Annotated in this window: 25 protein-coding genes, 1 tRNA gene and 3 pseudogenes; 15 read left to right on the top strand and 14 right to left on the bottom strand. The window is 56.5% G+C overall.

Features of this window, described 5'->3' with window-relative positions; all coding sequences use genetic code 11:
* Positions 1 to 387 precede the first annotated feature (387 nt).
* The 3 genes from ACTF5F_RS07305 to ychF all read right to left on the bottom strand — a co-directional run bounded on the left by ACTF5F_RS07305 (position 388) and on the right by ychF (position 2,253).
* A tRNA-Ser gene (locus ACTF5F_RS07305) sits at positions 388 to 477 on the bottom strand.
* A 133-nt stretch (positions 478 to 610) separates the two neighbouring features.
* Positions 611 to 988 carry a hypothetical protein gene (locus ACTF5F_RS07310; protein WP_438956221.1) on the bottom strand — a complete coding sequence of 126 codons (378 nt, stop codon included), beginning with the start codon at positions 986 to 988 and terminating at the stop codon, positions 611 to 613.
* A 167-nt stretch (positions 989 to 1,155) separates the two neighbouring features.
* Complete coding sequence (gene ychF, locus ACTF5F_RS07315; protein WP_438956222.1) at positions 1,156 to 2,253, bottom strand: redox-regulated ATPase YchF; 1,098 nt, start codon at positions 2,251 to 2,253, stop codon at positions 1,156 to 1,158.
* A 94-nt stretch (positions 2,254 to 2,347) separates the two neighbouring features.
* Between ychF and ACTF5F_RS07320 the strand changes: the two genes are divergently transcribed.
* The 7 genes and pseudogenes from ACTF5F_RS07320 to ACTF5F_RS07350 all read left to right on the top strand — a co-directional run bounded on the left by ACTF5F_RS07320 (position 2,348) and on the right by ACTF5F_RS07350 (position 6,804).
* Positions 2,348 to 2,485, top strand: coding sequence for a hypothetical protein (locus ACTF5F_RS07320; protein WP_438956223.1), 138 nt, complete (start codon positions 2,348 to 2,350; stop codon positions 2,483 to 2,485).
* A gap of 86 nt (positions 2,486 to 2,571) precedes the next feature.
* Entirely contained in the window at positions 2,572 to 2,715 is a 144-nt protein-coding gene (locus ACTF5F_RS07325) for a hypothetical protein (RefSeq protein WP_438956224.1), read from the top strand.
* A 176-nt stretch (positions 2,716 to 2,891) separates the two neighbouring features.
* Positions 2,892 to 3,683 (top strand): tryptophan synthase subunit alpha, encoded by a 792-nt coding sequence (trpA, locus tag ACTF5F_RS07330; RefSeq protein WP_438956225.1) that lies wholly within the window; start codon positions 2,892 to 2,894, stop codon positions 3,681 to 3,683.
* 93 nt (positions 3,684 to 3,776) lie between these two features.
* Positions 3,777 to 4,670 (top strand): annotated as a pseudogene (locus ACTF5F_RS07335) (carbohydrate ABC transporter permease); the annotation flags it as partial.
* 52 nt (positions 4,671 to 4,722) lie between these two features.
* Entirely contained in the window at positions 4,723 to 6,381 is a 1,659-nt protein-coding gene (locus ACTF5F_RS07340) for an alpha-glucosidase (RefSeq protein ID WP_438956226.1), read from the top strand.
* A 4-nt stretch (positions 6,382 to 6,385) separates the two neighbouring features.
* A pseudogene (locus ACTF5F_RS07345) lies at positions 6,386 to 6,699 on the top strand (ATP-binding cassette domain-containing protein); the annotation flags it as partial.
* Entirely contained in the window at positions 6,673 to 6,804 is a 132-nt protein-coding gene (locus ACTF5F_RS07350; protein WP_438956332.1) for a hypothetical protein, read from the top strand. The pseudogene ACTF5F_RS07345 and the gene ACTF5F_RS07350, both read left to right, overlap by 27 nt.
* 94 nt (positions 6,805 to 6,898) lie before the next feature.
* Here the strand turns inward: ACTF5F_RS07350 and ACTF5F_RS07355 are convergent, their stop codons facing one another.
* The 3 genes from ACTF5F_RS07355 to ACTF5F_RS07365 all read right to left on the bottom strand — a co-directional run bounded on the left by ACTF5F_RS07355 (position 6,899) and on the right by ACTF5F_RS07365 (position 10,154).
* Positions 6,899 to 8,410 (bottom strand): tripartite tricarboxylate transporter permease, encoded by a 1,512-nt coding sequence (locus ACTF5F_RS07355; protein WP_438956227.1) that lies wholly within the window; start codon positions 8,408 to 8,410, stop codon positions 6,899 to 6,901.
* Between the two features lies 1 nt (position 8,411).
* Positions 8,412 to 8,897: a tripartite tricarboxylate transporter TctB family protein gene (locus ACTF5F_RS07360; RefSeq protein ID WP_438956228.1), complete on the bottom strand. Its 486-nt coding sequence runs from the start codon at positions 8,895 to 8,897 to the stop codon at positions 8,412 to 8,414.
* A 273-nt stretch (positions 8,898 to 9,170) separates the two neighbouring features.
* Positions 9,171 to 10,154, bottom strand: a complete 984-nt coding sequence (locus ACTF5F_RS07365) for a Bug family tripartite tricarboxylate transporter substrate binding protein (RefSeq protein WP_438956229.1) — start codon at positions 10,152 to 10,154, stop codon at positions 9,171 to 9,173.
* A 108-nt stretch (positions 10,155 to 10,262) separates the two neighbouring features.
* On the opposite strand from ACTF5F_RS07365, the gene ACTF5F_RS07370 reads away from it, so the two are divergent.
* The 4 genes from ACTF5F_RS07370 to ACTF5F_RS07385 all read left to right on the top strand — a co-directional run bounded on the left by ACTF5F_RS07370 (position 10,263) and on the right by ACTF5F_RS07385 (position 14,530).
* Positions 10,263 to 10,931, top strand: a complete 669-nt coding sequence (locus ACTF5F_RS07370) for a response regulator transcription factor (protein WP_438956230.1) — start codon at positions 10,263 to 10,265, stop codon at positions 10,929 to 10,931.
* Positions 10,924 to 12,288, top strand: coding sequence for a sensor histidine kinase (locus ACTF5F_RS07375; protein WP_438956231.1), 1,365 nt, complete (start codon positions 10,924 to 10,926; stop codon positions 12,286 to 12,288). The genes ACTF5F_RS07370 and ACTF5F_RS07375 overlap by 8 nt, the downstream gene beginning before the upstream one ends.
* Positions 12,267 to 13,271, top strand: a complete 1,005-nt coding sequence (locus tag ACTF5F_RS07380) for an ABC transporter substrate-binding protein (protein WP_438956232.1) — start codon at positions 12,267 to 12,269, stop codon at positions 13,269 to 13,271. Before ACTF5F_RS07375 ends, ACTF5F_RS07380 begins: the two co-directional genes overlap by 22 nt.
* Positions 13,272 to 13,366: 95 nt before the next feature.
* On the top strand, positions 13,367 to 14,530 hold the full coding sequence (locus ACTF5F_RS07385; protein WP_438956233.1) for an alpha-hydroxy acid oxidase: 1,164 nt from the start codon (positions 13,367 to 13,369) through the stop codon (positions 14,528 to 14,530).
* Here the strand turns inward: ACTF5F_RS07385 and ACTF5F_RS07390 are convergent.
* Complete coding sequence (locus tag ACTF5F_RS07390) at positions 14,527 to 15,714, bottom strand: MFS transporter (RefSeq protein ID WP_438956234.1); 1,188 nt, start codon at positions 15,712 to 15,714, stop codon at positions 14,527 to 14,529. The genes ACTF5F_RS07385 and ACTF5F_RS07390 overlap by 4 nt on opposite strands.
* A 143-nt stretch (positions 15,715 to 15,857) precedes the next feature.
* On the opposite strand from ACTF5F_RS07390, the gene ACTF5F_RS07395 reads away from it, so the two are divergent.
* From ACTF5F_RS07395 to ACTF5F_RS07410, 4 genes and pseudogenes are all read left to right on the top strand, one after another.
* Positions 15,858 to 16,517: a 50S ribosomal protein L25/general stress protein Ctc gene (locus tag ACTF5F_RS07395; protein ID WP_438956235.1), complete on the top strand. Its 660-nt coding sequence runs from the start codon at positions 15,858 to 15,860 to the stop codon at positions 16,515 to 16,517.
* Positions 16,518 to 16,637: 120 nt separating this feature from the next.
* Positions 16,638 to 17,318, top strand: coding sequence for an aminoacyl-tRNA hydrolase (gene pth, locus ACTF5F_RS07400; RefSeq protein ID WP_438956236.1), 681 nt, complete (start codon positions 16,638 to 16,640; stop codon positions 17,316 to 17,318).
* A gap of 11 nt (positions 17,319 to 17,329) precedes the next feature.
* Positions 17,330 to 18,340 (top strand): annotated as a pseudogene (locus ACTF5F_RS07405) (DUF2332 domain-containing protein).
* 4 nt (positions 18,341 to 18,344) lie between these two features.
* Entirely contained in the window at positions 18,345 to 18,725 is a 381-nt protein-coding gene (locus ACTF5F_RS07410) for a DUF2237 family protein (RefSeq protein ID WP_438956237.1), read from the top strand.
* Here ACTF5F_RS07410 and ACTF5F_RS07415 read toward each other — a convergent pair.
* The 7 genes from ACTF5F_RS07415 to rpsA form a co-directional block, all read right to left on the bottom strand.
* On the bottom strand, positions 18,722 to 19,024 hold the full coding sequence (locus ACTF5F_RS07415; protein WP_438956238.1) for a helix-turn-helix transcriptional regulator: 303 nt from the start codon (positions 19,022 to 19,024) through the stop codon (positions 18,722 to 18,724). The two genes, ACTF5F_RS07410 and ACTF5F_RS07415, sit on opposite strands and share 4 nt — an antisense overlap.
* A gap of 211 nt (positions 19,025 to 19,235) precedes the next feature.
* Entirely contained in the window at positions 19,236 to 19,592 is a 357-nt protein-coding gene (locus ACTF5F_RS07420; RefSeq protein WP_438956239.1) for a PepSY domain-containing protein, read from the bottom strand.
* Between the two features lie 198 nt (positions 19,593 to 19,790).
* Positions 19,791 to 21,023 carry a tryptophan synthase subunit beta gene (gene trpB, locus ACTF5F_RS07425; RefSeq protein WP_438956240.1) on the bottom strand — a complete coding sequence of 411 codons (1,233 nt, stop codon included), beginning with the start codon at positions 21,021 to 21,023 and terminating at the stop codon, positions 19,791 to 19,793.
* A 104-nt stretch (positions 21,024 to 21,127) separates the two neighbouring features.
* Entirely contained in the window at positions 21,128 to 21,790 is a 663-nt protein-coding gene (locus tag ACTF5F_RS07430) for a phosphoribosylanthranilate isomerase (RefSeq protein WP_438956241.1), read from the bottom strand.
* Between the two features lie 5 nt (positions 21,791 to 21,795).
* A complete protein-coding gene (locus tag ACTF5F_RS07435) occupies positions 21,796 to 22,152 on the bottom strand; it encodes a lipopolysaccharide assembly protein LapA domain-containing protein (RefSeq protein WP_438956242.1) in 357 nt (118 codons plus the stop codon).
* An 11-nt stretch (positions 22,153 to 22,163) separates the two neighbouring features.
* Complete coding sequence (gene ihfB / locus ACTF5F_RS07440; RefSeq protein ID WP_438956243.1) at positions 22,164 to 22,445, bottom strand: integration host factor subunit beta; 282 nt, start codon at positions 22,443 to 22,445, stop codon at positions 22,164 to 22,166.
* 279 nt (positions 22,446 to 22,724) lie between these two features.
* Positions 22,725 to 24,404 carry a 30S ribosomal protein S1 gene (gene rpsA, locus ACTF5F_RS07445; protein WP_438956244.1) on the bottom strand — a complete coding sequence of 560 codons (1,680 nt, stop codon included), beginning with the start codon at positions 24,402 to 24,404 and terminating at the stop codon, positions 22,725 to 22,727.
* Between the last annotated feature and the right edge of the window lie 177 nt (positions 24,405 to 24,581).

Raw genomic sequence — 24,581 nt, forward strand, 5'->3', positions numbered from 1 at the left:
GCCTTTACCGTAGTTAGTACCTACGCCTCCTACACTAGACCATTCACCAGCTTGATCTATAGCCTCTAGAGGTACCTCAGCCTGAACTCGCGCTATCCAGCGAATGACTCCCAACAGCACCACACAGGCCGCTAAGAGAGGGTATGCACGTTTGTGAAAACCTGTGAGCTAGGGGACAAGGTTTCTCAGCGACAGGCAGCTTTGACAGCCACAACATTATGGTCTTTGGCTATTCCATGCGCTGGGCGGACAGAAGTGTTCACATGTCAAAGTGATTCAATAGCATTTGTTTAGTTGGGAGCGTGTGTGGTCAACGTGTGTGGTAGTCCATTCTGCGCTAGCCACAAAACCCCTTTTTTGTTGGCAAATAAGGCAATATCGGGGTAGTGGCGGAGACGAAGGGATTCGAACCCTCGAGACGATTCCTCGCCTACTCCCTTAGCAGGGGAGCGCCTTCGACCACTCGGCCACGTCTCCGCTGACCCGTTTAGCGGCAGGGGCAGAGCAGGACAAGGGGCAATCCGTGAAACCATAACAACGGCACGCTGCAAAAACATAGCAGGCGAAAAGCACATCGGGAGGAGGTACGGAGTAAACAAAGAAAACCAGCTCATATCCCCAGTTTAGGAGATCGGCACGTCACTTCGGCGGGCTCATCATCCGGACACGTCCGCGCCGGCAGGGACAACCGAGCAACAGCGCACGGATCAAACGTTGCCTCAGTTCCGGCCTCACCACCTTCAAATCGCGCAACAGTGCATGCTATGTGCCCCCCAATAACAGCAACACGGGAGCCGCTCCAAAAACTGGCTTCATTGTCAAAATCCATCGTGATCACTGCGGTTGCGCCAGCGGCAACGCCCTCCAGAAAAATCGTCAGATGCCGATCGCCTTCAACAACTGGCGCCATGCGGATGTTTCCAAGTTCCACTTCTACCGGCATCGGGTCTTTGGTGCCCAAACCACCGTATTCCGTGTCCAACAACACGCGCCCTTCCGAAGTCGCAAAGTCAATGTGGAGCCGACCCCGCAGCTCGCTACAGACTGCCAAATTCCAGATCCTAAGCCGATCGTAGGGATCGCCGTTAGCGATGCTCAACACAATGTCCGCTTGTGCAGCAGACGCAAACAGTAGCAGACCCCCTGCCCAGCGCATCAGGTGTTGTGCAAGAAATGCATCACGTCGCCGTCTTTGACGACATAGGCTTTGCCCTCGGCCCGCATCTTACCGGCTTCTTTGGCCCCCTGTTCACCACCACAGGCAACGTAGTCGTCATAAGCGATTGTCTCAGCCCGAATAAACCCCCGTTCGAAATCACCATGGATCACGCCAGCCGCTTGCGGGGCAAGCGTGCCTTCTTTGATGGTCCAAGCACGGCTCTCTGTCGGGCCAGAGGTGAAATAGGTCTGCAGGTTCAAAAGGTCGTAACCTGCGCGGATCAGACGGTCGAGACCAGGCTCTTCTAGGCCCATCTCGCTCAGGAACATCTCCGCCTCGTCGTCTTCGAGTTGGCTGATCTCTTCCTCGATCCGGGCGGAAATCACGACGTGGCTGTTGCCTTCTGATGCGGCCATCTCTGCCACGCGGGCGGATTGGCTGTTGCCTGTGCCCGCGCTATTTTCTTCGACGTTGCAAACATAGAGCACAGGCTTGGTGGTCAGAAGCTGAAGCATCTTCCACGCTTTCTGGTCTTCCTCATCCACCTCAACGGTGCGGGCAGGCTGGCCGTTTTCCAACGCTTCCTGCGCGCGTTTCATCAGCTTTTGCTGAAGCACGGCTTCCTTGTCACTACCTCGCACTTTGCGGACGATGTTTTGTAAACGCTTTTCGATGCTTTCAAGATCGGCGAGCATCAGCTCGGTCTCGATCACTTGCGCATCGGCCACCGGATCTACGCGGCCCTCGACGTGGGTGATGTCATCGTCCTCAAAACAGCGCAGCACGTGGGCAATCGCATCTACCTCGCGGATGTTGGCGAGGAATTGGTTGCCTAAGCCCTCCCCTTTAGAGGCCCCCTTCACCAAACCCGCAATATCCACGAATGTCATACGCGCGGGGATCTTGTTCTTGGACTTCGCCATCTCCGCCAATGTGTCGAGGCGGGCGTCGGGTACCGACACTTCACCCACATTGGGTTCGATGGTGCAAAACGGGAAGTTTGCGGCTTGCGCGGCTGCTGTTTTGGTCAGCGCGTTAAACAGCGTCGACTTACCCACGTTTGGCAGCCCAACGATCCCCATTTTGAAACCCATGATGGCTCTCCTTCAATCCTCGGCTGCAGATAGAGGCATGGCGCCCGCATCGCAAGGGATCATGTGCTATACTGGCGGGAGGGAGGATAGAACGATGAAAGTTCAACCGTATATTTTCTATAATGGTCATGCCCGCGATCCAATTGCGTTCTCTAGGGAGGCGTTGGGCACAGAAGTGGTCCAACTGATGCCCATGCAGGATGGCCCGCCTGGTTTTGACATTCCAGAGTAACGCAAAGACTGGATCATGCATTGTGCGCTGGAGCTTGGTGATTTCAAAATCATGCTGTCCGACGATTTTATGCCAATGCGGAGCCGATGGCCGGATGCAACGTCATGCTAAATGTGCCGACCGCCGCAGAATGCAAAGCCATCTTTGATGCTTTGTCAGCGGGCGGCGAGGTGTGGATGCCCTATGACGCAACATTCTGGTCAGCGGGCTTTGGTGCCTTCTCTGACTAGTTAGGCCTGCGCTGGATGGTCGGCTGTGACGAAGAACCCGCCAGCTAACAACATGTGGATGAAAACAGCATAAACGCTGCGAACGTATTACCGGCGGGAAAGGTTTTGCCCCTGCCCCATTGATTTTCCCCGCTGGCTGCGCCAAACCGCTTGCAGCAATCAGCCAGGGGACCGACATGAGCCGGATTGACGCCAAATTTGAAGAGCTTCGCGCCGCGGGGAAGAAGGCTTTTGTGGCCTATATCATGGCGGGCGATTCAGACTATGACACTGGCTTTGAAGTGATGCAGGGTCTGCCTGCGACGGGCGTTGATATTATCGAGCTTGGCATGCCCTTTACCGATCCAATGGCCGATGGCTCCACCATTCAGCTGGCGGGTCAACGCGCACTCGAAGGCGGCATGACACTCGAAAAGACGCTGCAATATGCGCGTGACTTTCGAAAGACGGATGACACCACACCCATCGTGATGATGGGCTATTACAACCCGATCTATTCGCGCGGCGTGGACAAGTTCCTGAAAGACGCGAAAGAGGCAGGCATTGACGGGCTGATCGTCGTGGACCTGCCGCCGGAAGAAGACGATGAGCTGTGCATTCCCGCCCAAGCCACTGGGATCAACTTCATCCGCTTGGCGACCCCAACAACCGACGACAAACGCTTGCCGACGGTACTGCAAAACACGTCCGGCTTTGTCTACTACGTGTCCATGACTGGGATCACCGGCACGGCGGATGTGCAAACAACCGAAGTTGCGCCAGAGGTGGCAAGGATCAAAGCGGCGACAGACCTGCCGGTGATCGTAGGCTTCGGCATCAAGACGCCAGACGATGCTGCCGCCGTGGCCAGCGTGTCAGATGGTGCTGTTGTTGGGTCGGCCATCGTTGCCAAAATCGGTGCGGGCGAACCCGTCTCTGACGTATTGGCTTTTGTCGCAGACTTGGCCGACGGTGCGCATCGCGGCTAACCCTCAGCGCACGGGACCCGTTGAGGCACCGACAATCAATTCCGTTTCCAGCAACAAGTTGTCCGGCGCGCTCGGCTGATTTTCAATCTGTGCGATCTGTATGTCATTCGCGGGAACATCCTGACCGACGAAGGCGGTCTTGGCACGGATGCTGAAATCAGCGCCTTTGGCGTATCCTCCCGCGCATCGGGGACTTTCCAGCCGGGTGACACGGCAGAGGCGGGCGATGGTGAAACGCTCACGCTGAATGCGGACGGCTCTTACATCTATACCAGCGTGGAGGAGCCGGGCCGTCGCAGGCAGCGGATTTTTGTGACCGCCCTTACCCCGCGTGATTTCACGTTGGAGAACTATGAGACGATCCTGTTCAGTGGTCAGGGCCAAGATAATATGGCCAAGGCGTTCTTTAACACGCTGACCGTGACCATTCCGGCGACGATCATCCCAATCGTGATTGCAGCTTTCGCCGCGTATGCGCTTGCATGGATGGAGTTTCCGGGGCTTGCATTACTGATCGCTTTGGTCGTAGCTTCGTCGGTTGTGCCATTGCAGTTGGCGCTGATCCCACCTCTGCGGCTGCACTTGGGCATTGGTATCGGCAAGGGGTATTTGGGCGTCTGGTTGGCGCACATGGGCTTCGGCCTCCCCCTCGCCATATATCTTTTGCGAAATTACATGGTGGGCTTGCCGAGGGACATCATCGAGAACGCAAAGGTCGATGGCGCGACGGATTTCCAGATTTTCACCAAGATCATTTTGTCGCTGTCCTTCCCGGCGCTCGCCTCCTTCGCGATCTTCCAGTACTTGTGGACATGGAACGAACTGCTGGTGGCGAAAGTGTTCCTGATCGACTTGACCGGCTCAACCACCGTGATGACCAACCAAATCGTGGAGCTTTTGGGCACGCGAGGCGGCAATTGGGGAATTCTGGCGACGGCGGCCTTCGTTTCGATTGCGGTCCCGCTCGCCAAGTTCTTCGCAATGTAAAGATACCTTGTGCGCGGTCTGCTGGCCGGCTCAGTGAAGTAAGGAAATATGAATGAACTTCAAAACCCAACCGGTCCGCACAGTGGATAATCGTGCGCAACCAGATTGGTGGCGCGGGGCCGTGATTTATCAGGTCTATCCGCGCTCGTATCAGGACAGCAATGGCGACGGAATTGGTGATCTTAAGGGCATCGCGCAGCGCTTGCCGCATATCGCGTCACTTGGCGTCGATGCGATCTGGATTTCACCGTTCTTCAAATCGCCGATGAAGGACTTTGGCTATGACGTCAGCGATTATTGCGACGTTGATCTGATGTTTGGCACGTTGGCGGACTTTGATGACCTGCTGGACAAAGCCCATAAGCTTGGCATGCGAGTGATGGTTGACCTTGTGCTGTCGCACACCTCCGACCAGCACCCTTGGTTCCAAGAAAGCTGTCAGGATCACAAGAATGCAAAGTCCGATTGGTACGTCTGGGCAGAGCCAAAGCCGGACGGCACGCCACCAAACAACTGGCTGTCGATCTTTGGTGGGTCGGCGTGGCATTGGGATGGCCGTCGGGAGCAGTATTATCTGCACAACTTCCTGACCTCGCAGCCCGATCTAAACTTCCACAACGAAGAGGTTCAGAATGCCCTGCTGGATGTCGCCAAGTTCTGGCTGAAACGGGGTGTCGATGGTTTCCGTTTGGACACGATCAATTTCTATTTCCACGACCAAAAGCTGCGGGACAATCCACCGCTGCCAGTGAAGCGCCGCAACGCGACGATTGCGCCCCGCGTGAACCCTTACAACCACCAAGACCATCAGTACGATAAGAACCAGCCCGAAAACCTCGCCTTTTTGCGCAGTTTGCGCAGCGTGATGGAGCCTTATGGCGCGGCAGCTGTCGGTGAAGTGGGTGATGCGCAATACGGGCTGGAAATTCTGGGCCAGTACACTGCGGGCGATGACCTGATGCACATGTGTTATGCCTTCGAATTCCTTGCCAATGCAAAGCCAACTGCATCAGACGTGGAAACCGTAATGGACCGCGTGGATGAGGTCGCCGCAGACGGGTGGTCATGCTGGGCGTTTTCAAACCATGACACCGTCCGCCATCCAAGCCGCTGGAACTTGTCAGACGAAGGCTTGAAGATGATGACTGTTCTGATGATGTGCTGGCGCGGGTCAGCTTGCATCTATCAGGGTGAAGAGCTTGGCCTGCCCGAGGCAGAGGTCGCATTCGAAGAACTGCAAGACCCCTATGGCATCGAATTCTGGCCCAAATTCAAAGGCCGCGACGGGTGCCGCACACCCATGCCGTGGGAAACGCAAAGCGAATTCTCAGGCTTTGGTGAGAACAAGCCGTGGCTGCCTGTCAGCCCCAAGCACATGGAAATGGCTGTCGACCGGCAGGAAGAGGATCCCGACGCGATCCTGCATCATTACCGCCGCGCCATCCGGTTCCGGCATGAGAACCCTGCCCTACGCTCTGGCACCCAGTCGCCAATGAAAGCTGATGGCGGCCTGCTGATCTTCACCCGAGAGCATGAGGGCGAGACGTATTTCTGCGCCTTCAACCTTGGCGATGACGTCGCAACTGTCGCGGCGCAGACTGGCAGTTGGCAAAGCATCGGCGCCGATCTGGGCTCTGTGCAAGACGATCTGACGAACCCCGTAACCCTGAACCCATGGCAATTTCTGATCGCCATGAAGCCGAAAGGTTGAACGAATGGCTGATCTTAGAATTACTGACGTCGAAAAGACCTATGGCGGCAGCGTTAATGTCCTCAAAGACATCAACCTTGATATCAAACAAGGGGAGCTGATCGTCTTCGTTGGGCCATCCGTTTGCGGTAAATCCACAATTCTGCGGATGATCGCCGGTTTGGAAAGCATCACTGCCGGTACGTTGGAAATCGACGGTACCGTCGTGAATGACATTCCCCTGTCCAGCGCGGCATTTCAATGGTGTTCCAGTCCTATGCACTTTACCCGCACATGACGGTTCGGGAGAATATGATTTTCGCGCTAAAGATCGCCAAACTGCCGGGCATCCATGCCGACATGCGCGATAAGGAAATCGCACTGACCGCTGATCCAGCCAAGGTCCATCTCTTCAAGGATGAGCAATCGCTGAGACCGAACTAACCATAACAGGACCTTGTGGTCCTTCCCTTAGTGCTCTTGAAGCACTGCATTGTGCGCAGGAAGGTCTCGCTTTCTGCGCACAATTGCGTTTGGATCAATCGCCTTCCGCCACACCCTCTGCAAGGGCCTTGGCGCGACGGGCCCGGTAGCTTGGCAGGACGATCAAAATGGCGGCGATGACGAGCAAAGCCAAGGTCATCGGCCGCTCCCAAATAAAGCTGACGCCATCGTAAAGCTGCATGGAGCGTGCGAAGTTATCCTCCATCATCCCGCCCAAAATAAAACCTATCAACAGCGGGGCGAGCGGGTAGTCGGCAAACTTCAATGCCGTTGCACAGATGCCAAAGCTCACGAGCATTAATAGCTCTGTCGCATTGTTCTGCCCGATATAGGCCCCCATCAACGTGAAGAAGAGAATGAAAGGGATCAGATAATTCCGCGGCACCGCCAACACCTTGGCGATGTAGGGAATGAGCGGCAGGTTCAGGATCAACAGCACAAGATTGCCAATGAACATCGACATGATGACCGCCCAAAAGATCTGCGGCTCATCAATCATCAGCCGCGGACCAGGGGTGACGTTGAGCGCGATGAGCGCACCTAACAAAATCGCCGTGGTGCCGGAGCCCGGAATGCCCAGTGTCAGCAGCGGTACGAACGAGCCGGTGCATGCCGCATTGTTCGCTGTTTCTGGGGCTGCCAACCCTTTGATGGAGCCTTTACCAAACTCGTCTTGTTCTTCTTTCGGGGCGATGTTGCGTTCTACCGCGTAGCCCAAAAAGCTCGCAATTGTAGCCCCAGCGCCCGGCAGGACGCCAATAAAGAACCCTTGTAGGGACTGTCTCCCGACGACGGGTGCGATGGCCTTCGCCTCCGCCCGGTTGATGCGCAGGTCTTTGATTTCGCCATCATCGCCTTTGAGGTTTTTGGGCTTCAGCACCAAGAACAACGCCTCTGGCAAAGCGAACATCGCCATCGCCAGCGTGATAAAGCCGAAGCCGGATTGCAGGTCCATAATCCCCATGGTGAAGCGCGGAAGGTTGAACAGCGCGCCCTCCCCCACCGTGGCCATAATAAGGCCCAAAACGGTCATGATCATCGCCTTGGCCACCTGACCAGTGCCAGCAAAGGCCGCAATCGCGGAGAGACCTACGACCATAAGGGCGAAATACTCCGCCGAATGGAACAGAAGCGCAACAGACGACAGCGCTGGCGCAAAAACCATCAACAAAAGCGCCCCAATCGTGCCACCGGCAAAGCTGGCAATCGCGGCGATGGTTAACGCTTTGCCCGCTTTGCCCTGACGGGCCAAGGGATAGCCATCAAAGCTGGACGCGACCGTGCCCGCAACACCCGGTGCATTGAGCAAGATGGAAGAGGTCGAGCCGCCAAAGATAGCGCCATAATAGACCCCCGCCAGCAGAATGAGCGCCGCTGACGGATCACCCAGCGAAATTGCCACAGGGATCATGATCGCAATGATTGACATCGGCCCAAGGCCGGGCAGCATGCCGATGAATGTACCGATCAAACACCCTGCGATTACCATCAACAGGTTCTGGATCGACATGGCCGTGGTCAGGCCGATAAGGAGTCCTTCAAGCATCTTATGCTCCCATCAAAAAGGTCGGCAAAGGCCGCATGTAGATGCCAAGCACCTCTTGCACGAGATACCAAACCGCCCCTGTCGCGATGAAGGCAACAGGCAGCATCACAAGCCACTTCCGCTCCCCTAGAATGAAAGAGCCGAGGATCAGGAACGCAGAGGTCGAAAACAAAAAACCAAGCGGCCGGAGCGACAGCGCATAAAGCACCATCAATCCCAAAAGCAAAAGCGCCTGACCCAGATGATACTCCCCCAAACGACGGTAATCGATATCCGCCTCTTTCGGGGCGCTCTTCTCAACACCCAAAAGCACAACAAGCGTGGCTAGGATCCCAAGAACCGACAGGACCTTGGGGAAGGTGCTGGGCCAAATCGGATTGCGTTTCATGAAAGGGGCCAAATTCTCATCCATGGTGAACCAGGCAGCATAGCCATAAAGCAGGCACACCCCCAACAACACCAAGGCTATCCATCGATCCAAGGCCATTTGCCCGTCCTTTTCTGTCTATTTGGAGGCCAGCCCCCAATCCCCCGGGATATTTATGGCAAGAGGAAAACGAATTTTAATAAAATGCGCGACATTCTTGATCTGCGGTACAGGCTGGGAAGCCGATAACCGTGCAAGGGGAAGGCGCGGCCTTCCAACCGAAGGGGGGAGGTATGATGACCTCCCCTTCCTCTTGCTAAAAATATCCCGGGGAGTTTGAGGGGCAGATGCCCCTCATCCCGGTATCATTCGCGGCGCAGCCGCACATTCTAACTAGAGGAAGCCGAGCTTCTTCATCAGATCGCCGATGACCTGCTCTTGCTCTTCAAGGAAACTCAGAAACTGATCACCTGGGTTGTGAATGTTGACCCAGCCGTTGCGTGCGCGCACGGTCTCCCATTCAGGGGTGTCGTACATCTTGGCAATGGCGTCCTGATACATTGCCAGTTTGTTGTCCGGCAGGCCAGGTGCGGCGAAGAACCCGCGCCAGTTGACGAAGGTAGTGTCGATGCCTTGCTCCATCATGGTCATCGCATCTGGGGCTGCCGCCACACGTTCAGCTGATGTGACGCCGATGATTCTTACCTCGCCCGCGTTGGAGAGGTCCACCGCTTCGGAGAAGCCGGTCGACAGGGCTGCGATTTCCCCTGAAAGGAGCGCGGCCATTGCGTTACCGCCCGCATCATAAGGGATATACTTCACGCCCAACGCATCTTTGCCGGCAGCTTCCATCACCATGGCTGCGACCAAGTGGTCCATGCCACCGGGGACAGAGCCGCCGCCGATCGCTGTCGCGCTTGGATCCGCGTCATAGGCTGCGATCAGATCGGTCATGGTGTTGATTGGGCTGTCTTTGCCCACAACGATGGCGGCGTAGTCACCGATCGTGCCGGAAACCAGCGTCAGGTCGCGAAAGTTATGTGGAAAGACGCCGGTAAGCGACCGGATCACGATGGGTGTTGAGTTTACCATCAAGGTGCCGTGGTTGCTGTCAGCGTTTTCGATCAGGTAGCCGATCGCTTTGCCACCACCGCCGCCAGACATGTTTTCATAAGACGCGGTGCCGACGAGACCAGATTCGGTCAACGCTTCACCTGTGCCACGAGCGGTGCCGTCCCATCCGCCACCAGCGCCGCCGGGGATCAGGAAGTGGATGCTATCGAGGACTTGGTGTCCTCCAGCAGACACAGGCCCTGCAAGGCCGATTGCAGCCACAGCCGCGATAAGGGCGCGGCGGCCCATCGAAAATGTCGTCATGATTTCCTCCCATTTGACAACCGTCCAGCAAGCGGATCAGTTGAGTATGAGGGAACCATGTGAACCTGACACCGACCTGTCACGTTCACCACTTTGTCCGAGGTGACGATGAAATTTCTGCTGGTGGAGGACAACCGCGACCTGGCCAATGCCATCGCGTCTCGGATGCGGTTGGATGGTCATGTCATTGATCATGCAGAGAATTTAGAAGATGCGGAGGCGTTTAGCGCCACCGGTGAGTACGACCTTATTCTGCTTGATATCATGCTGCCTGATGGGGATGGGCGCAACTTTCTCAAAGCGCATCGGACGCGCGAACGCGACACGCCAGTGATTGTTTTGACCGCGCGCAGTCAGGTCTCTGATCGAATCGGATCGCTGGATATGGGGGCTGACGATTATCTGACCAAGCCCTTTGACCATGCGGAGTTGGAGGCGCGCTGTCGCGCGGTTTTGCGCCGCAAATCCGGCAATGTGAAACCCAATTTTGAGATGGGAGGCCTCGTCTTTGACCCTGTGGCCGGGCATTTGAGCGTCGGGGTGGAAGCTGTAACTCTGCGGAATCGCGAGCTGCGGCTTTTGGAAGTTTTTCTAAACGCTCCCGGGCAGGTGTTTTCCAAGCAAAAGCTGTCTGACCGGCTGTTTTCCTACGACGATGATGTGTCGGAGAACGCGATTGAGGTTTATGTTGGCCGGTTGCGCAAGCATTTGGAAAAGTCGGAGTTGAGGATCACCACGTTGCGCGGTTTGGGCTACCGATTGGATCATTATGGCTAACCCAGCGGTCGCCGGATCCTTGCGCAACAGGCTGGTCCTGTCGTTGATCGGCGGGGCCGCTCTTTTGGCGTTGATCTTGTTTGTCGCTGTGCGCAGCTATGCGGTGCAGGTGGCGCAGCAGGGGCAGGACCGCATCTTGCTGGCCTCTGCCACATCCATCCTTGACGCGGCGGCGATCCGCGACGGTGTGGTGGAAGTTGATATCCCCTTTGCAGCTTTTGCGATGCTCAGCACCCCCGCTGATGATAGGGTGTTTTATGCGATCTATCAGGATGGCACGTTTCTGTCAGGCTACAGCGACCTGTCGCTGAACAGCGGTCAGAGTGTCGGATCAGATAGGTTTACCACCACTAAATTGCGAGGCGTCACGGTGCGGCAGGTCAGCGCCAACAGGCGGTTGATCGGGGCCAATCGAACGACGGACGTGCAATTGGTTCTGGCGCAAACACAGGACGCTTTGGCGGAGACGTTGGATCAAATCTCCCGCAATGCTGCCGCTTTGGGGGTCGGGTTTTTTGCTTTGGCTGCAGCGTTGTCGCTTTGGGTGGCGTCCACCACGATGGGGCAGTTGAACCGGTTGACCACATCAGTGACACGGCGGGGACCACAGGATTTGAGCCCCTTTATGAAGCCCGTGCCGCAAGAGATGGCGCCATTGGTGACATCATTGAACTCCCTGATGGGACGGTTGGATCAATCGTTGAGCCAGTCGGAGGATTTCATCGCAGAGGCCGCGCACCGCGTGCGCACGCCCTTGGCCACCGTACGATCCTACGCGGAGGCGACGTTGCAGCGTGTGGACCGCGAGGAAAACCGCGAAGCGATGCGGTCCATGGTCAAGGCGATTGACGAAAGCTCCCGCGCGGCGGGGCAGCTTTTGGATCACGCAATGATCACCTTTCGCGCGGATCATCTGGACCGGCAGAAGATTGATCTGGTGGAGTTGGTGCAGGACTTGGTGACACGGCTGACCCCGATTGCAGAGATGAAGGATTTGAGGCTGGTACTGAAGTGCGACCCCGTTGTGCGTTATGCAGGGGATCCGATCTTGCTGCAGAATGCGGTGCGCAATTTGATCGATAACGCGATGAAATATGGGCCCGTTGACAGTCTGGTGGAGATCTCTGTAGCTGCTGATGTCGTTCCAACGATCACGGTTTGCGACAGCGGTCCTGGGTTTCCGCCGGATGAGATTGAAACACTGACCACGCGGTTCAAACGCGGGCGTAACTCGAAAAACTCTGTTGGGTCGGGTTTGGGGCTGACCATTGCGCAGGATGTGGCAGAAGCGCATGGCGGCACGATCAAGCTTTCAAACCGGACGGAGGGCGGCGCATGCGTTACCTTATCGCTTTAGCTATCACGCTTTGGGCCTCGTTTTGTGGGGCGCAGGATTGGGAAGACCGGCGCGTGTTCAATGAGGCGGGCACCACGCCGCTGCGGATCATTTCCAGTACCGACACGGATTTGTTTGAGCCTTTGATTGCCAGTTTTGTGGCCGAGAACCCGGATGTGGCGATTGAATATCTGGTGACGGGCACGGCGGATATTGATTCGCGGTTCCGCGCGGCGCCGGATGCGTTTGATATTGCGATTTCGAGCGCGATGGATCTGCAGTTGAAGCTGGCCAATGATGGGTTTGCGCGGGTACTTAAGACGATTGAGCATCCTGAGTGGGCGGAGTGGCGACAGAGCCTTTTTGCCTTTACGACGGAGCCTGCAGCGGTCGTCATCAATCGGGCAGCGTTTGACGGGCAGCCTATCCCTCAGACACGGCAGGAACTGATAGAGGCGCTGAGGGCGAGGCCAGCGGTGTTTCAGGGCCGTGTGGGAACCTATGATGTGCGGCGGTCCGGGCTCGGGTATCTTTTTGCGACGCAAGACGCGCGCGCGTCTGAGACTTTCTGGCGGTTGATGGAGGTGATGGGCGCGCTCGATGTGCAGCTTTACTGTTGTTCAGGCGACATGATTGATGATCTGGCCGCAGGGAAGATCGCCGTCGCTTATAACGTGCTGGGCAGCTACGCAGCGGCGCGGGCGGACGAGGAGAACACGCTAGAGATCATCTTACCCTCTGATTTCCCGACCACGATGATGCGGACCGCTTTCGTATCAACGGCGACGCAACATGCGGACGCGGCAGAGCGGTTCGTGCAACACTTGGTGACACAGCAATCCACGGGCGATGAGGCTGGTCCGACGCTGCCAGCGCTGCGCGATCAGAGCGATGGCGCAGAGCGGGCGATCATCGCGTTGGAGCCGTCGCTGTTGACCTTTCTAGACACGCTGAAGCGCAACAAGTTCTTGGCGGAATGGGAGAGTGCAGTAATCCAGAATTGACGACGGTCACTGCAGATCGAGGGGGCAATTCTCAGATTGCGCCCAACAACGCTTATTGGTAAACAAATATCACCAATTTAAGCTGTGGACCGCAAATGCCTGTCATCACCAACATCGACGATCTGAAACGCCTGCATAAGCGCCGTGCGCCGCGGATGTTTTATGACTACGCAGAATCCGGCAGCTGGACGGAGCAGACCTTCCGAGAGAACACATCCGATTTTGATCAAATCCGGTTCCGCCAGCGCGTCGCGGTCGATATGACGAACCGCTCCACCGTGGCACCGTTGTTGAGTCAGGATTATGCGATGCCTGTCGCGCTCGCCCCTGTTGGACTGACCGGCATGCAAAACGCGGATGGGGAGATTAAGGCCGCCCGCGCGGCGGAGAAGTTTAGCGTCCCCTACTGCCTGTCCACGATGTCGATCTGTTCGATTGAGGATGTGCGCGCCCATACCGACGCGCCGTTTTGGTTCCAACTGTATGTGATGCGGGATGAGGAATTCGTCGATAACATCATCGGACGGGCCAAGAACGCAGGCTGTTCTGCATTGGTGGTGACGGTGGATCTGCAAATCTTAGGCCAGCGGCACAAGGATTTGAAAAACGGGCTATCTGCGCCGCCGAAACTGACCCCCTCCACCCTGCTGGATTTGTCTACGAAATGGGCATGGGGGCTGGAGATGCTGGGCACCCACCGCCGCACCTTCCGCAACATCGTGGGGCACGCCAAGAGCGTGAAGAACATGAACTCCCTCCATTCGTGGACGGCAGAGCAGTTTGATCCAGCGCTCAATTGGGACACGATTGCGCGGCTGAAGGAGAAATGGGGCGGCAAGGTTATCATCAAGGGCATTCTTGATCCCGAAGACGCCAAGAAAGCGGTGGAGATTGGCGCGGATGCGATCATCGTCTCTAACCACGGCGGGCGGCAGTTGGATGGGGCTTTGTCGTCGATCCGCATGTTGCCGTCGATTGTTGAAGCCGTAGGCGGGCAGATTGAAATCCACCTCGACAGCGGGATCCGCTCTGGTCAGGACGTGCTGAAGGCGCTGGCGATGGGCGCAGACGGGGTGATGATTGGCCGCGCTTACATCTATGGCCTTGGTGCGATGGGTGAGAAAGGCGTGACCACCGCGCTCGACATCATTCACCGCGAACTTGACACGACGATGGCGCTCTGCGGCAAGCGCGACGTCACATCCATCGACCGCGATATCCTGTTGGTGCCGGAAGGCTTTGAAGGCCGGTGGTCCTAAGCCGACACCGCTTTTGGCATCCGCGCCGCGACGAGGACTAGCGGTGCAGCGCAGAGAATGAGGCCAGAGACGCAGAAGAACGCGACCCTAAGGCCGAAGAGTTCGGACACGATGCCCATGAGCATTGGGGCGAAGAAGAAGCCTGAGAAGCCGATGACGGCGACGCGGCTGATTGCTTCGGTTCTGAGGTGCGGCCGGACGAGCGAGCCCACCATCGAGATCCCAATTGGGCCGATGACAGAGACACCAAGGCCAAAGATGCCAAAGCCTATTTGTGCGACAAATGGTGTTGCGGCGAGGGCGGCCAAGGTCGCGCCAGTTGCGGCGATGATAGCACCGCCAATGACGACGCTCATCTCGCTCAGTCGTTCGGCCACAGCCTGACCGGAGAAGCGGCCAAAGGCCATTGTGAAGCCAAGCATGGCAGGGCCAAGTGCCCCTTCTTTCGCGCCACCGCCAAGCGTGCGTTCGATATGCAGAGCGGACCAAGCCTCCACCGTGGCTTCGGTCATGAAGGCGGAAAGGGTGATAAGGCCGCAAACGAGGATCGGCCAGATCGGATACTTCGCAGCTTTTGCTTCTTCATCCGCCTCAACCACAGCGATGTCAGTCCGCAGAAGGGGGATCGTCAGAATGCACAGACTGGCAAAGCCCGCGACGATGTAGGGGGTGGGAATTCCCGCCTCCCGCGCGAAGCCTGTGATAAGGGCGGCGACACCGTAGGCCACGGAAAACATCCCGTGGTTTGCATTCATCAAGGGACGGTTGAGTTTCGCCTCAAGCTCGCTCACGCGGGCGTTCATGGTGACATCAAGCAGGCCAGAGGCCATGCCAACCAACGCCATCAAGAGGCCAAAGACAATCGGTACAGCGGTTTGCGATGGCAAAAGCCAAACTAGTGAAAACGCCACGATGCCAAAACGCAGACCGTTTGATCCCAATATCCGGTCCGCACGAGGCGCCAAAAACATCGATGTCACCAGCCCAAGGGCTGACCCAACGAGCAATGTACCAAAAACGGCATCGTTGACGCCGAGGTGTGCTTTGTAGACTGGCACCAGTGCCGCAAAACATCCCCAGAACACGCCCACAACCACAAAGGCGACCGCAGGACGGCGAGACAGATAGATGGCGTTCAACACGGACATGCAGGAATGGCTGACAGCCAATTTCCATTGAGGCAAGTGACAAACTGCGTCAAACTGCAACAAAAACATCAAACGCAGTGATTTTACCCCTTCCCAAGCTGGCTGAATCGACCTAAAGACCGGTCTTCATCAGGTCGGACACCCTTGGAGGCCGACCGCTACATTATAGGAATAAGACTATGGCTGATAAGATCCCTGATCTTCACGCCACGGTACGCGCGGGGACAGGCAAGGGGGCCGCTCGCGCAGCTCGCCGTTCAGGCGACGTACCTGGCATCGTTTATGGTGGTGGCGCTGATCCACTCCCAATCAATGTAAACTTCGACAAACTGCTGACACGTCTGCGCAAGGGTGGCTTTATGTCCACACTCTTCAACCTGAAGGTTGATGGCCACGACGACGTCCGCGTGATCTGCCGTGGCGTGCAGCGTCACGTCGTCAAAGACCTGCCAACACACATCGACCTGATGCGCCTGAAACGTACAAGCCGTGTGAAGTTGATGATCCCTGTGAACTTCCTCAATCAGGACACATGCCCAGGCATCAAGAAGGGCGGCGTTTTGACAGTTGTCCGTCCTGAGGTTGAACTTGAAGTTCTAGCCGGCGACATTCCAGACTCGATCGACGTGGAACTGGCTGAAGCTGAAATCGGTGACACACTGTCCATCAGCAGCGTGACATTGCCAGAAGGCGCAAAGTCCGTAATCGACCGTGACTTTGTTATTGCCAACATTCAGCCTCCGAAGAACGCGATTGCGGATAACGAAGAAGACGGCGCTGAAGAGGGTGGCGAAGACGCCGCAGCAGATAGCGGCGAACAGGCAACTACAGAAGAGTAATCTTCGGCACAAGCAAATTCAATGCGGGGCTCTTCGGAGCCCCGTTTTTCTTTGGCAGATCGGGATAGTGGGACGCAAAACCGCTGGCGCATCTTAGATGCAGCGCCTATTTTTGCGGTCATGAAGCTTCTTGTTGGTCTTGGAAATCCGGGCGCGAAATATGCGCAGAACCGTCACAATATTGGGTTCATGGCGATCGATCAGATTGCCGCAGATCATGGGTTTGGGCCTTGGCGGTCAAAGTTTCAGGGTTTGATCAGCGAAGGGCGGTTTGGATCAACCAAGGTTTTGCTGCTGAAGCCTGAGACCTTCATGAACAAATCCGGTCAATCCGTTGGGGAGGCGATGCGCTTTCACAAACTGGAGCCTGAAGACGTCATTGTGTTTCACGATGAGCTGGACCTCGCGCCGGGGAAGGTGCGGCTCAAGGTGGGTGGCGGACATGCAGGGCACAACGGCTTGCGGTCCATTCACGGGCATATTGGGCCCGAGTATGAGCGTGTGCGGCTGGGGATCGGGCATCCCGGGCACAAGGATGCGGTGCCGGGCTATGTGCTGCGGGATTTCCCAAAGGCCGATGCGGAGTGGCTGGATGATGTGTTGCGCGGAATCAGGGACGGCGCGGCGGAGCTTGTGGCAGGCAATGGCGACAAGTTCATGAATGCCGTGTCCCTACGGATGGCGCCGCCGCGATCGTCGAAATCCACCCCGAAATCCAATAAGCCCAAGACTGACCCTGCCCCAGAGCCAGACGACGACACCAGAAGCCCGCTGCAAAAGCTTGTGGACCGGTTCCGGTGACGCCAGACCATGTGTGCGAGGCTTTCGCCTTTCAGGCGGAGGCATGCCAGACGCTCGGCTCCCCTTTCATGGGGCAACTTTGCGTACTCTTTGCGACGCGAGACTGGCCAGAGAGTGAGATCAAGCGAAAGGTGTTCGCGTGGCAAGGCGATTTGTCGCCGCGTGCTGAAAGTGTCCGGTTGCGGTTGGGGGGAGCGTTGCACGCGCTTTATCTGACAGCTCGGGTGTTTGAGGGCGTCTATCCGACCGCGTTGGTGAGTGATGACGTGCTCTGGAACGCCGTTAAGACCGTGCTCGTAAGCGAATGTACCTTCATTTGCGATTGGATAAGGAGCGCCCCGCAGACCAACGAAGTGCGCCAGTCGGCGGTCTTAATCGGGATGGGGCACGTGGTGGCGGAACGGTTTGGGCTGCCTCTTCGGATGTCTGAATTAGGGGCGAGTGGCGGTCTCAACCTAATGTGGGACCGGTTCGGGGTGAAGATCGGCGACCGGCTTTATGGCCGCGACGATGTCTTGGTGTTTGATCCTGAGTGGTCGGGCGATATGCCTCCAATGGCCCAACCTGAAATCGTTGAGCGGCGAGGTGTCGACCTGAACCCGCTTGATCCAACGGCCCCTGCTGACGCGTTGCGCCTCCAAGCATACCTTTGGCCGGATCAGCCGGACAGGTTGCAGCGGACCCATGCCGCGATTTCGGTTGCACAGCCTTTGGTCGATCAAGCGGACGCAATTGAGTGGTTGGAACACCGGCTGCCGTATCAAGATGGGCTAACCCATCTCATCTATTCCACCGTCGCATGACAGTATTTTCCGGCAGAGACCCAGGCACGCGGACGGCGGATGATCAAGGCGGCGGGCGCAAAGGCGACGGCACAGTCACCGCTCGCGTGGTTCTCAATGGAAACAGATGGTGGGGACCGCAGTGCGGTGCTAACCTTGCGTCTTTGGCCGGGGGACGTCACGCTGGACCTTGGGCGTGCCGATTTTCATGGGCGCGGGATTGATTGGACAACAGGATAAGCAGATGCAGATAGAACCATCCGTAAATGTCTTGGGCGAACCGCTGCAAAGCTGCTCCACCAATCCGATGACGGGGTTCTTTCGGACGGGGCATTGTGACACCTGTGCGGAAGACGCAGGCAGCCACACTGTCTGTGCGGTGCTGACGGCAGAGTTTCTAGCCTACTCCAAATATGTCGGAAATGATCTGAGCACCCCGCGGCCTGAGTTCGGGTTTCCCGGCCTCAATCCCGGAGATCACTGGTGCCTGTGCGCAAGCCGTTTCTTGCAAGCCCATGACGAAGGCTGTGCGCCGGATGTGAACTTGCACGCGACGCATAAACGGGCGTTGGAAATTGTGCCGTTGTTAGTTTTGCAGCAGAACGCCTTGGACAATCTTGCTTAAGATGTTGGAATCTCTACCAGATCATCGATGAAGAGGCTGAGGATTTGTGATCGGCCCGAGACGCCCGCCTTGCGGTAAATCGCATTGGTCTGGGCTTTGACGGTGCCCTCACTCAAGTCGCGCAGCGCTGAGATTTCTTGGGCACTCATCCCTTTGACGGAGAAGAGTGCCACCTCCCGCTCCGCCGAGGTGAGACCCCATTCGGAGAAACGATCTTCCATCAACTCCATGAACGCGCCGGAGGCAGCGCGAAGCTGATCCTCGATCTGCTGTTGGCGTCTGTATGAGCGGCGGAGCATGTTGGCGCTGACCCCTGCCCAACCAAAAGCCCAATGGCTGTGGTGATTTCGATGAATTGGTAGAACTGCCAACGGATTTGAAACCAACCCGTCGTCGTGCTCAGAAGGCCGACAAAAAATAAAACCACGCAGGAAGCCTGCAATATCAGGACAGCAGCAAAGAGGGCGTCTTGAGTCTTTGAAAATTTGTCGGTCTTTGCGTTAGGCGTGCTTAATCGTCGTCATCTTCGTCGTGATCATCGTCGTCATGATCTTCACCGACGTCCTTATCATAGAAGTCTTTCGCGCGATTGGTGACAGAGATGCCAGGTGCTGTATCGTCACCTGATTCAACTGGCTCCACTTCTTGCTTCAGGATGGCCCCCGTTGCAGCATCATAGATGATCTCAAGCTGATAGCCGTACCGGATGGCTTCGACTTTGACTTGCGTGAGGCCATTTTTGACTTTGATGCGAGTGTACCCTTCGGTGGAAAGCTGATTGATAACTTGGTTCGCGATGGTCTCAGCTTTTGCAGCTCCGGCGTTGAGAACATGCGCGATTAAAGTCGTTGTGAGTAGCGATTTCATTTTCAAATTCCTTTCTGGGGAGCGACAGCGGAAGTGCTGCCATTCCCCAGAGACTGTCGTGAGGGTGACATGAAAGGAATCTGCCTGAGGTTTAGATTGCCAAGCGTAAACCTAAGACCAAAACGCATAAGCTTGAATTTATAAACGCAAAACGCCCGGGCAACGACCAGACGTTTTCGCTAAAAACAGGGTGTTAGGTTACTCGAACTCACCCATTTCAAAGCCGAGCGCCCGCGCGACCGTGAAAATGTCTTTGTCGCCGCGGCCGCACATGTTCATGCAGATCAGATGATCTTTTGGTAGGTCTGGGGCAATTTTCATAACGTGTGCGAGGGCGTGGGACGGCTCCAACGCAGGAATGATTCCTTCCTGCTGGCAGCACACCTGAAATGCGTCGAGTGCTTCCTTGTCGGTGATGGAAACATACTTCGCCCGCCCGATTTCGTGCAGCCAAGCGTGTTCTGGCCCGATGCCCGGATAGTCGAGACCGGCAGAGATGGAGAAGCCTTCGAGGATTTGCCCGTCGTCGTCTTGCAAAAGGTAAGTGCGGTTGCCGTGCAGAACGCCGGGACGCCCACCAGTGAGGGAGGCGCAATGCTCCATCTTTTCGTTCACGCCTTTGCCGCCCGCTTCAACCCCGATGATGTTCACTTCTTTATCGTCGAGGAACGGAAAGAACAGACCCATCGCGTTGGAGCCACCGCCGATGGCGGCGATGATGGTGTCGGGCAAACGGCCCTCCGCCGCCATCATTTGTTCTTTGGCTTCCTTGCCGATGATGGCTTGGAAGTCGCGCACCATCGCTGGGTATGGGTGCGGACCAGCGACGGTGCCGATACAGTAGAACGTGTCACGCACATTGGTCACCCAATCGCGCAGCGCGTCGTTCATCGCGTCCTTTAGCGTGCCACGGCCTGACGTCACGGGGATAACCTCGGCCCCCAAAAGGCGCATGCGGAACACGTTGGGGGCCTGACGTTCCACGTCATGCGCGCCCATGTAGACAATGCATTTGAGACCGAACTTGGCGCAGACGGTTGCTGTCGCCACACCGTGCTGGCCAGCACCGGTTTCCGCGATGATCCGTGTCTTGCCCATACGGCGGGCGAGGATGATCTGCCCCAGCACGTTGTTGATCTTATGCGCGCCTGTGTGGTTCAGCTCATCGCGTTTCAGGTAAATCTTGGCACCGCCCAAATGTTCCGTCAGGCGTTCCGCGTAATAGAGCGGGCTGGGGCGGCCGACGTAGTGGGTCCAGAGATCATGCATCTCCGCCCAGAAACTCTTATCGGTTTTTGCATTCTCATACTGCTGCTCCAACTCAAGGATCAGCGGCATCAGCGTTTCAGAAACGAAGCGCCCACCAAAGTCACCAAACCGACCCTTTTCGTCGGGGCCTGTCATGAAGGAATTGAAAAGGTCGTGTGCCATATCGCGCTCCTAAGCTGGAAGCCGCATGTTCCGAAAAATTTGGGCAAGTGCAAGGCCTGCAAAGGGGTTTGCGCACTTTCGTTGGTGTTCTGCGGCGCAATGCCTCAAGCTTGCGGGTCTGAGGTAATGCCTGCATTTGCACAGAATTGCCGGATCAACTCCGCGTCTTTTTGACCGGGGGCTGATTCCACGGCAGACGCCACATCGACTTGGGTCGCGCCGGTGCGCTGCATCGCCTCTGCCACGTTGTCAGGGTCGAGACCGCCCGCGAGCATCCAAGGACGAGGCCAGAACTTGCGGTCGGCCAGCAGCGTCCAGTCAAAACGCAGGCCATTGCCGCCCGGCAGAACCGCGTCCTTTGGCGGTTTTGCGTCGAGGAGGAGTTGATCGGCCACATCGCCATAGGTGTCGATCGCGGGCAGGTCATCAGCGTCTGCAATGCCAAGCACCTTCATCACAGGTAGACCGTAGCGTGCGCGCACCTCTTGCACCCGCTCAGGGCTTTCGTGGCCGTGAAGCTGTAGCATGTCGAGGGGCACAGCATCCGTCAGCGCATCTAGGAAGGCGTCATCTACATCCACGACGAGCGCAACTTTCGCCAAACCCACAGGCGCGTGAATGCAAAGCTCCCGCGCAGTGTCGAAGTCAACGGCCCGCGGGGATTTGGCAAAGAAGTTAAAGCCTGCGTACTGCGCACCAGCCGCGGCAACAGCATCCACGTCTGCGGGGGTTTTCAGCCCGCATATTTTGGCGCGTGACTGTGACATGAGGTTTAGCGCGAGGGCGCGTCGATCAGGGCGAGGATTTCATCGCCTTCATTGGTCGTTTTGGATTGCTTCAGGTCGGCCACTTCGCGGCGCAAACTTTCCACCTCACGCGCTCGGGAGCGTCCGTCGGCCCGAAGGCGGTGTTCGCGCACCCACTCCCAAAGAAAGCCGATCAACAGGCCAGCGCCAACACTGAGCAGGATCACAACGAAGAGCGGCAGTTGCACCGTTGGGGAAATCAATAAGAAGTCCGCCAATGGGGTTGGCATCGCTTGCAGGGTCACAATCTCCCGATTGGCGATCCCAACAAGGATGAGACAAACAGCAACGATAGCCCAAAAGGCGTAGCGAATGGTTTTCATGGTCTGAGCCTTTAGCCGCCGTTAAGACGATCACGTAGGAGTTTGCCCGTCTTAAAGAACGGGACATGCTTTTCTTCAACATGAACGGATTCACCAGTGCGCGGGTTCCGCCCAATGCGCTGATCGCGCTTTTTGACAGAGAATGCACCAAATCCACGCAGTTCGACGCGGTGACCATCAGCCATTGCGCCAGTGATTTCGTCAAAGATGGTGTTCACAATCCGCTCAACATCGCGGTAGTACAAATGCGGGTTTTCATCAGCGAGTTTCTGAATCAATTCAGACCGGATCATAGATGTCCCCCCTATTCAGCAGCCTTTAAAAGCACCGCATACGTATTAGCAGTCCAAAACACTATAGGGGCAATTTCAGATCGACCCAATAGTCAGAAAACGCTGATTTTGGCGTTTTTCGTCTTTTTGTAGGGGATTAGGCGGCGTCTTTTTGACGATGCGACGTTGAAACCCCTGATAGGTGGGTTTTCAGCCTCACTGAAGAATCGATTCGACAAGGCCAAAGAAAAAGGGCCCGCGCAAAATGCGCAGGCCCTTTCGATCCGAAAATCAGGTAACTTATTCGTCGCCTTTCAAAGCCGCACCCAAGATGTCGCCCAAGGACGCACCGGAGTCAGAGGAACCATACTGCTCCACAGCTTCTTTTTCTTCTGCAATTTCGCGTGCCTTGATCGACAGACCCAGCTTGCGTGTCTTGCTGTCGATGTTGGTGACACGAACATCGACCTTGTCGCCAACGCCGAACCGCTCTGGACGCTGCTCGGAGCGGTCACGGCTGAGGTCGGAGCGGCGGATGAAGGACGTCATGCCTTCGTAAGCCACTTCGATACCGCCGTCTTCGATCTTAGTCACTTCCACAGTGATGATCGAACCGCGCTTCACATCGCCGATTGCATCTGCGAATGGATCACCGCCGAGCGCCTTGATGGAGAGCGAGATGCGCTCTTTCTCAACGTCGATCTCAGCAACTTTGGCTTGAACAATGTCACCCTTGCGGAAGTCGCCGATGACGTCTTCGCCGCGGCCTTCCCATGTCAGGTCAGACAGGTGGACCATGCCGTCGATGTCGCCTTCAAGGCCAACAAACAAACCGAATTCGGTGATGTTCTTAACTTCGCCTTCAACCTCTGTGCCCTCTGGGTGTGTCTCAGCGAAGACTTCCCATGGGTTGCGCTGTGTCTGCTTGAGGCCAAGGGACACGCGGCGCTTGGCACCGTCGATTTCCAGAACCATGACTTCGACTTCTTGAGACGTAGACACAATCTTGCCTGGGTGAACGTTCTTCTTTGTCCAGGACATCTCAGACACGTGGACCAGACCTTCGACACCTGGCTCAAGCTCAACAAATGCACCGTAGTCGGTGATGTTTGTGACGCGACCTGTGTGCACTGTTTCAAGAGCGTACTTGGTTGCGACAGAATCCCATGGGTCGGCCTGCAGCTGCTTCATACCAAGGCTGATACGGTGGGTTTCTTTGTTGATCTTGATGACCTGAACTTTGATCGTTTCACCGATCGTCAGGATCTCAGATGGGTGGTTCACGCGGCGCCATGCCATGTCAGTAACGTGCAGGAGACCGTCAACACCGCCGAGGTCAACGAAGGCACCGTATTCAGTGATGTTCTTAACGACACCGTCCACTTCCTGACCTTCTGCCAGGTTCCCGATAACCTCTGCACGCTGTTCTGCGCGAGATTCTTCAAGGATCGCACGGCGGGACACAACGATGTTGCCACGGCGGCGGTCCATTTTCAGGATCTGGAATGGCTGTTTGAGGCCCATCAATGGACCCGCGTCGCGCACTGGGCGGACGTCAACCTGAGAGCCTGGCAAGAACGCAACCGCACCACCAAGATCAACAGTGAAGCCGCCTTTGACACGACCAAAGATCGCGCCGTCGACACGCTCTTCATCCGCATAGGCTTTTTCCAGACGATCCCAGGCTTCTTCGCGGCGCGCCATCTCGCGAGAGATAACAGCTTCGCCACGGGCGTTTTCTGCAGCGCGCAGATATACCTCAACCTCGTCACCAACAGACAGGTCTGGGTCTTCGCCTGGGTTTGCGAATTCTTTCAGTTCGACGCGGCCTTCCATTTTGTAGCCTACGTCGATGATGGCTTGGCCCGCTTCAATTGCAATGACTTTGCCTTTGACAACGCTGCCTTCTTGCGGCGTGTCGATTTCGAAGCTTTCATTGAGGAGGGCTTCGAATTCCTCCATTGATACGTTTTCAGCCATGTGGCGTTCGTTTCCTAACATTACATTTTATACGGGCCGGGTGGTTGTCTCCACCGGTCTTTAGATTTCAGTTGGTCGAGACCTTGAAACGTAAAAACAGGGTTGGACGAACCAACCCTGCTCGAGTCTCATTGCCCGCGCCTGTCTCGACGCTTAGACAAGCGGGCGTATAGGCCC

It is taken from the genome of Cognatiyoonia sp., assembly GCF_965661665.1.
Taxonomy (GTDB): domain Bacteria; phylum Pseudomonadota; class Alphaproteobacteria; order Rhodobacterales; family Rhodobacteraceae; genus Cognatiyoonia.

Bases quoted from the DNA above. Each gene is read 5' to 3' on its own strand.
- ACTF5F_RS07395 (WP_438956235.1), top strand. From the start codon at position 15,858: ATGGCTGATAAGATCCCTGATCTTCACGCCACGGTACGCGCGGGGACA.
- ychF (WP_438956222.1), bottom strand. From the start codon at position 2,253: ATGGGTTTCAAAATGGGGATCGTTGGGCTGCCAAACGTGGGTAAGTCG.
- ACTF5F_RS07365 (WP_438956229.1), bottom strand. From the start codon at position 10,154: ATGACGACATTTTCGATGGGCCGCCGCGCCCTTATCGCGGCTGTGGCT.
- ACTF5F_RS07415 (WP_438956238.1), bottom strand. From the start codon at position 19,024: ATGCTCCGCCGCTCATACAGACGCCAACAGCAGATCGAGGATCAGCTT.
- ACTF5F_RS07360 (WP_438956228.1), bottom strand. From the start codon at position 8,897: ATGGCCTTGGATCGATGGATAGCCTTGGTGTTGTTGGGGGTGTGCCTG.
- ACTF5F_RS07420 (WP_438956239.1), bottom strand. From the start codon at position 19,592: ATGAAATCGCTACTCACAACGACTTTAATCGCGCATGTTCTCAACGCC.
- ACTF5F_RS07375 (WP_438956231.1), top strand. From the start codon at position 10,924: ATGGCTAACCCAGCGGTCGCCGGATCCTTGCGCAACAGGCTGGTCCTG.
- ACTF5F_RS07355 (WP_438956227.1), bottom strand. From the start codon at position 8,410: ATGCTTGAAGGACTCCTTATCGGCCTGACCACGGCCATGTCGATCCAG.
- ACTF5F_RS07430 (WP_438956241.1), bottom strand. From the start codon at position 21,790: ATGTCACAGTCACGCGCCAAAATATGCGGGCTGAAAACCCCCGCAGAC.
- ACTF5F_RS07370 (WP_438956230.1), top strand. From the start codon at position 10,263: ATGAAATTTCTGCTGGTGGAGGACAACCGCGACCTGGCCAATGCCATC.
- ACTF5F_RS07320 (WP_438956223.1), top strand. From the start codon at position 2,348: ATGAAAGTTCAACCGTATATTTTCTATAATGGTCATGCCCGCGATCCA.
- rpsA (WP_438956244.1), bottom strand. From the start codon at position 24,404: ATGGCTGAAAACGTATCAATGGAGGAATTCGAAGCCCTCCTCAATGAA.
- ACTF5F_RS07340 (WP_438956226.1), top strand. From the start codon at position 4,723: ATGAACTTCAAAACCCAACCGGTCCGCACAGTGGATAATCGTGCGCAA.
- ACTF5F_RS07410 (WP_438956237.1), top strand. From the start codon at position 18,345: ATGCAGATAGAACCATCCGTAAATGTCTTGGGCGAACCGCTGCAAAGC.
- trpB (WP_438956240.1), bottom strand. From the start codon at position 21,023: ATGGCACACGACCTTTTCAATTCCTTCATGACAGGCCCCGACGAAAAG.
- pth (WP_438956236.1), top strand. From the start codon at position 16,638: ATGAAGCTTCTTGTTGGTCTTGGAAATCCGGGCGCGAAATATGCGCAG.
- trpA (WP_438956225.1), top strand. From the start codon at position 2,892: ATGAGCCGGATTGACGCCAAATTTGAAGAGCTTCGCGCCGCGGGGAAG.
- ihfB (WP_438956243.1), bottom strand. From the start codon at position 22,445: ATGATCCGGTCTGAATTGATTCAGAAACTCGCTGATGAAAACCCGCAT.
- ACTF5F_RS07385 (WP_438956233.1), top strand. From the start codon at position 13,367: ATGCCTGTCATCACCAACATCGACGATCTGAAACGCCTGCATAAGCGC.
- ACTF5F_RS07435 (WP_438956242.1), bottom strand. From the start codon at position 22,152: ATGAAAACCATTCGCTACGCCTTTTGGGCTATCGTTGCTGTTTGTCTC.
- ACTF5F_RS07380 (WP_438956232.1), top strand. From the start codon at position 12,267: ATGCGTTACCTTATCGCTTTAGCTATCACGCTTTGGGCCTCGTTTTGT.
- ACTF5F_RS07325 (WP_438956224.1), top strand. From the start codon at position 2,572: ATGGCCGGATGCAACGTCATGCTAAATGTGCCGACCGCCGCAGAATGC.
- ACTF5F_RS07350 (WP_438956332.1), top strand. From the start codon at position 6,673: ATGATTTTCGCGCTAAAGATCGCCAAACTGCCGGGCATCCATGCCGAC.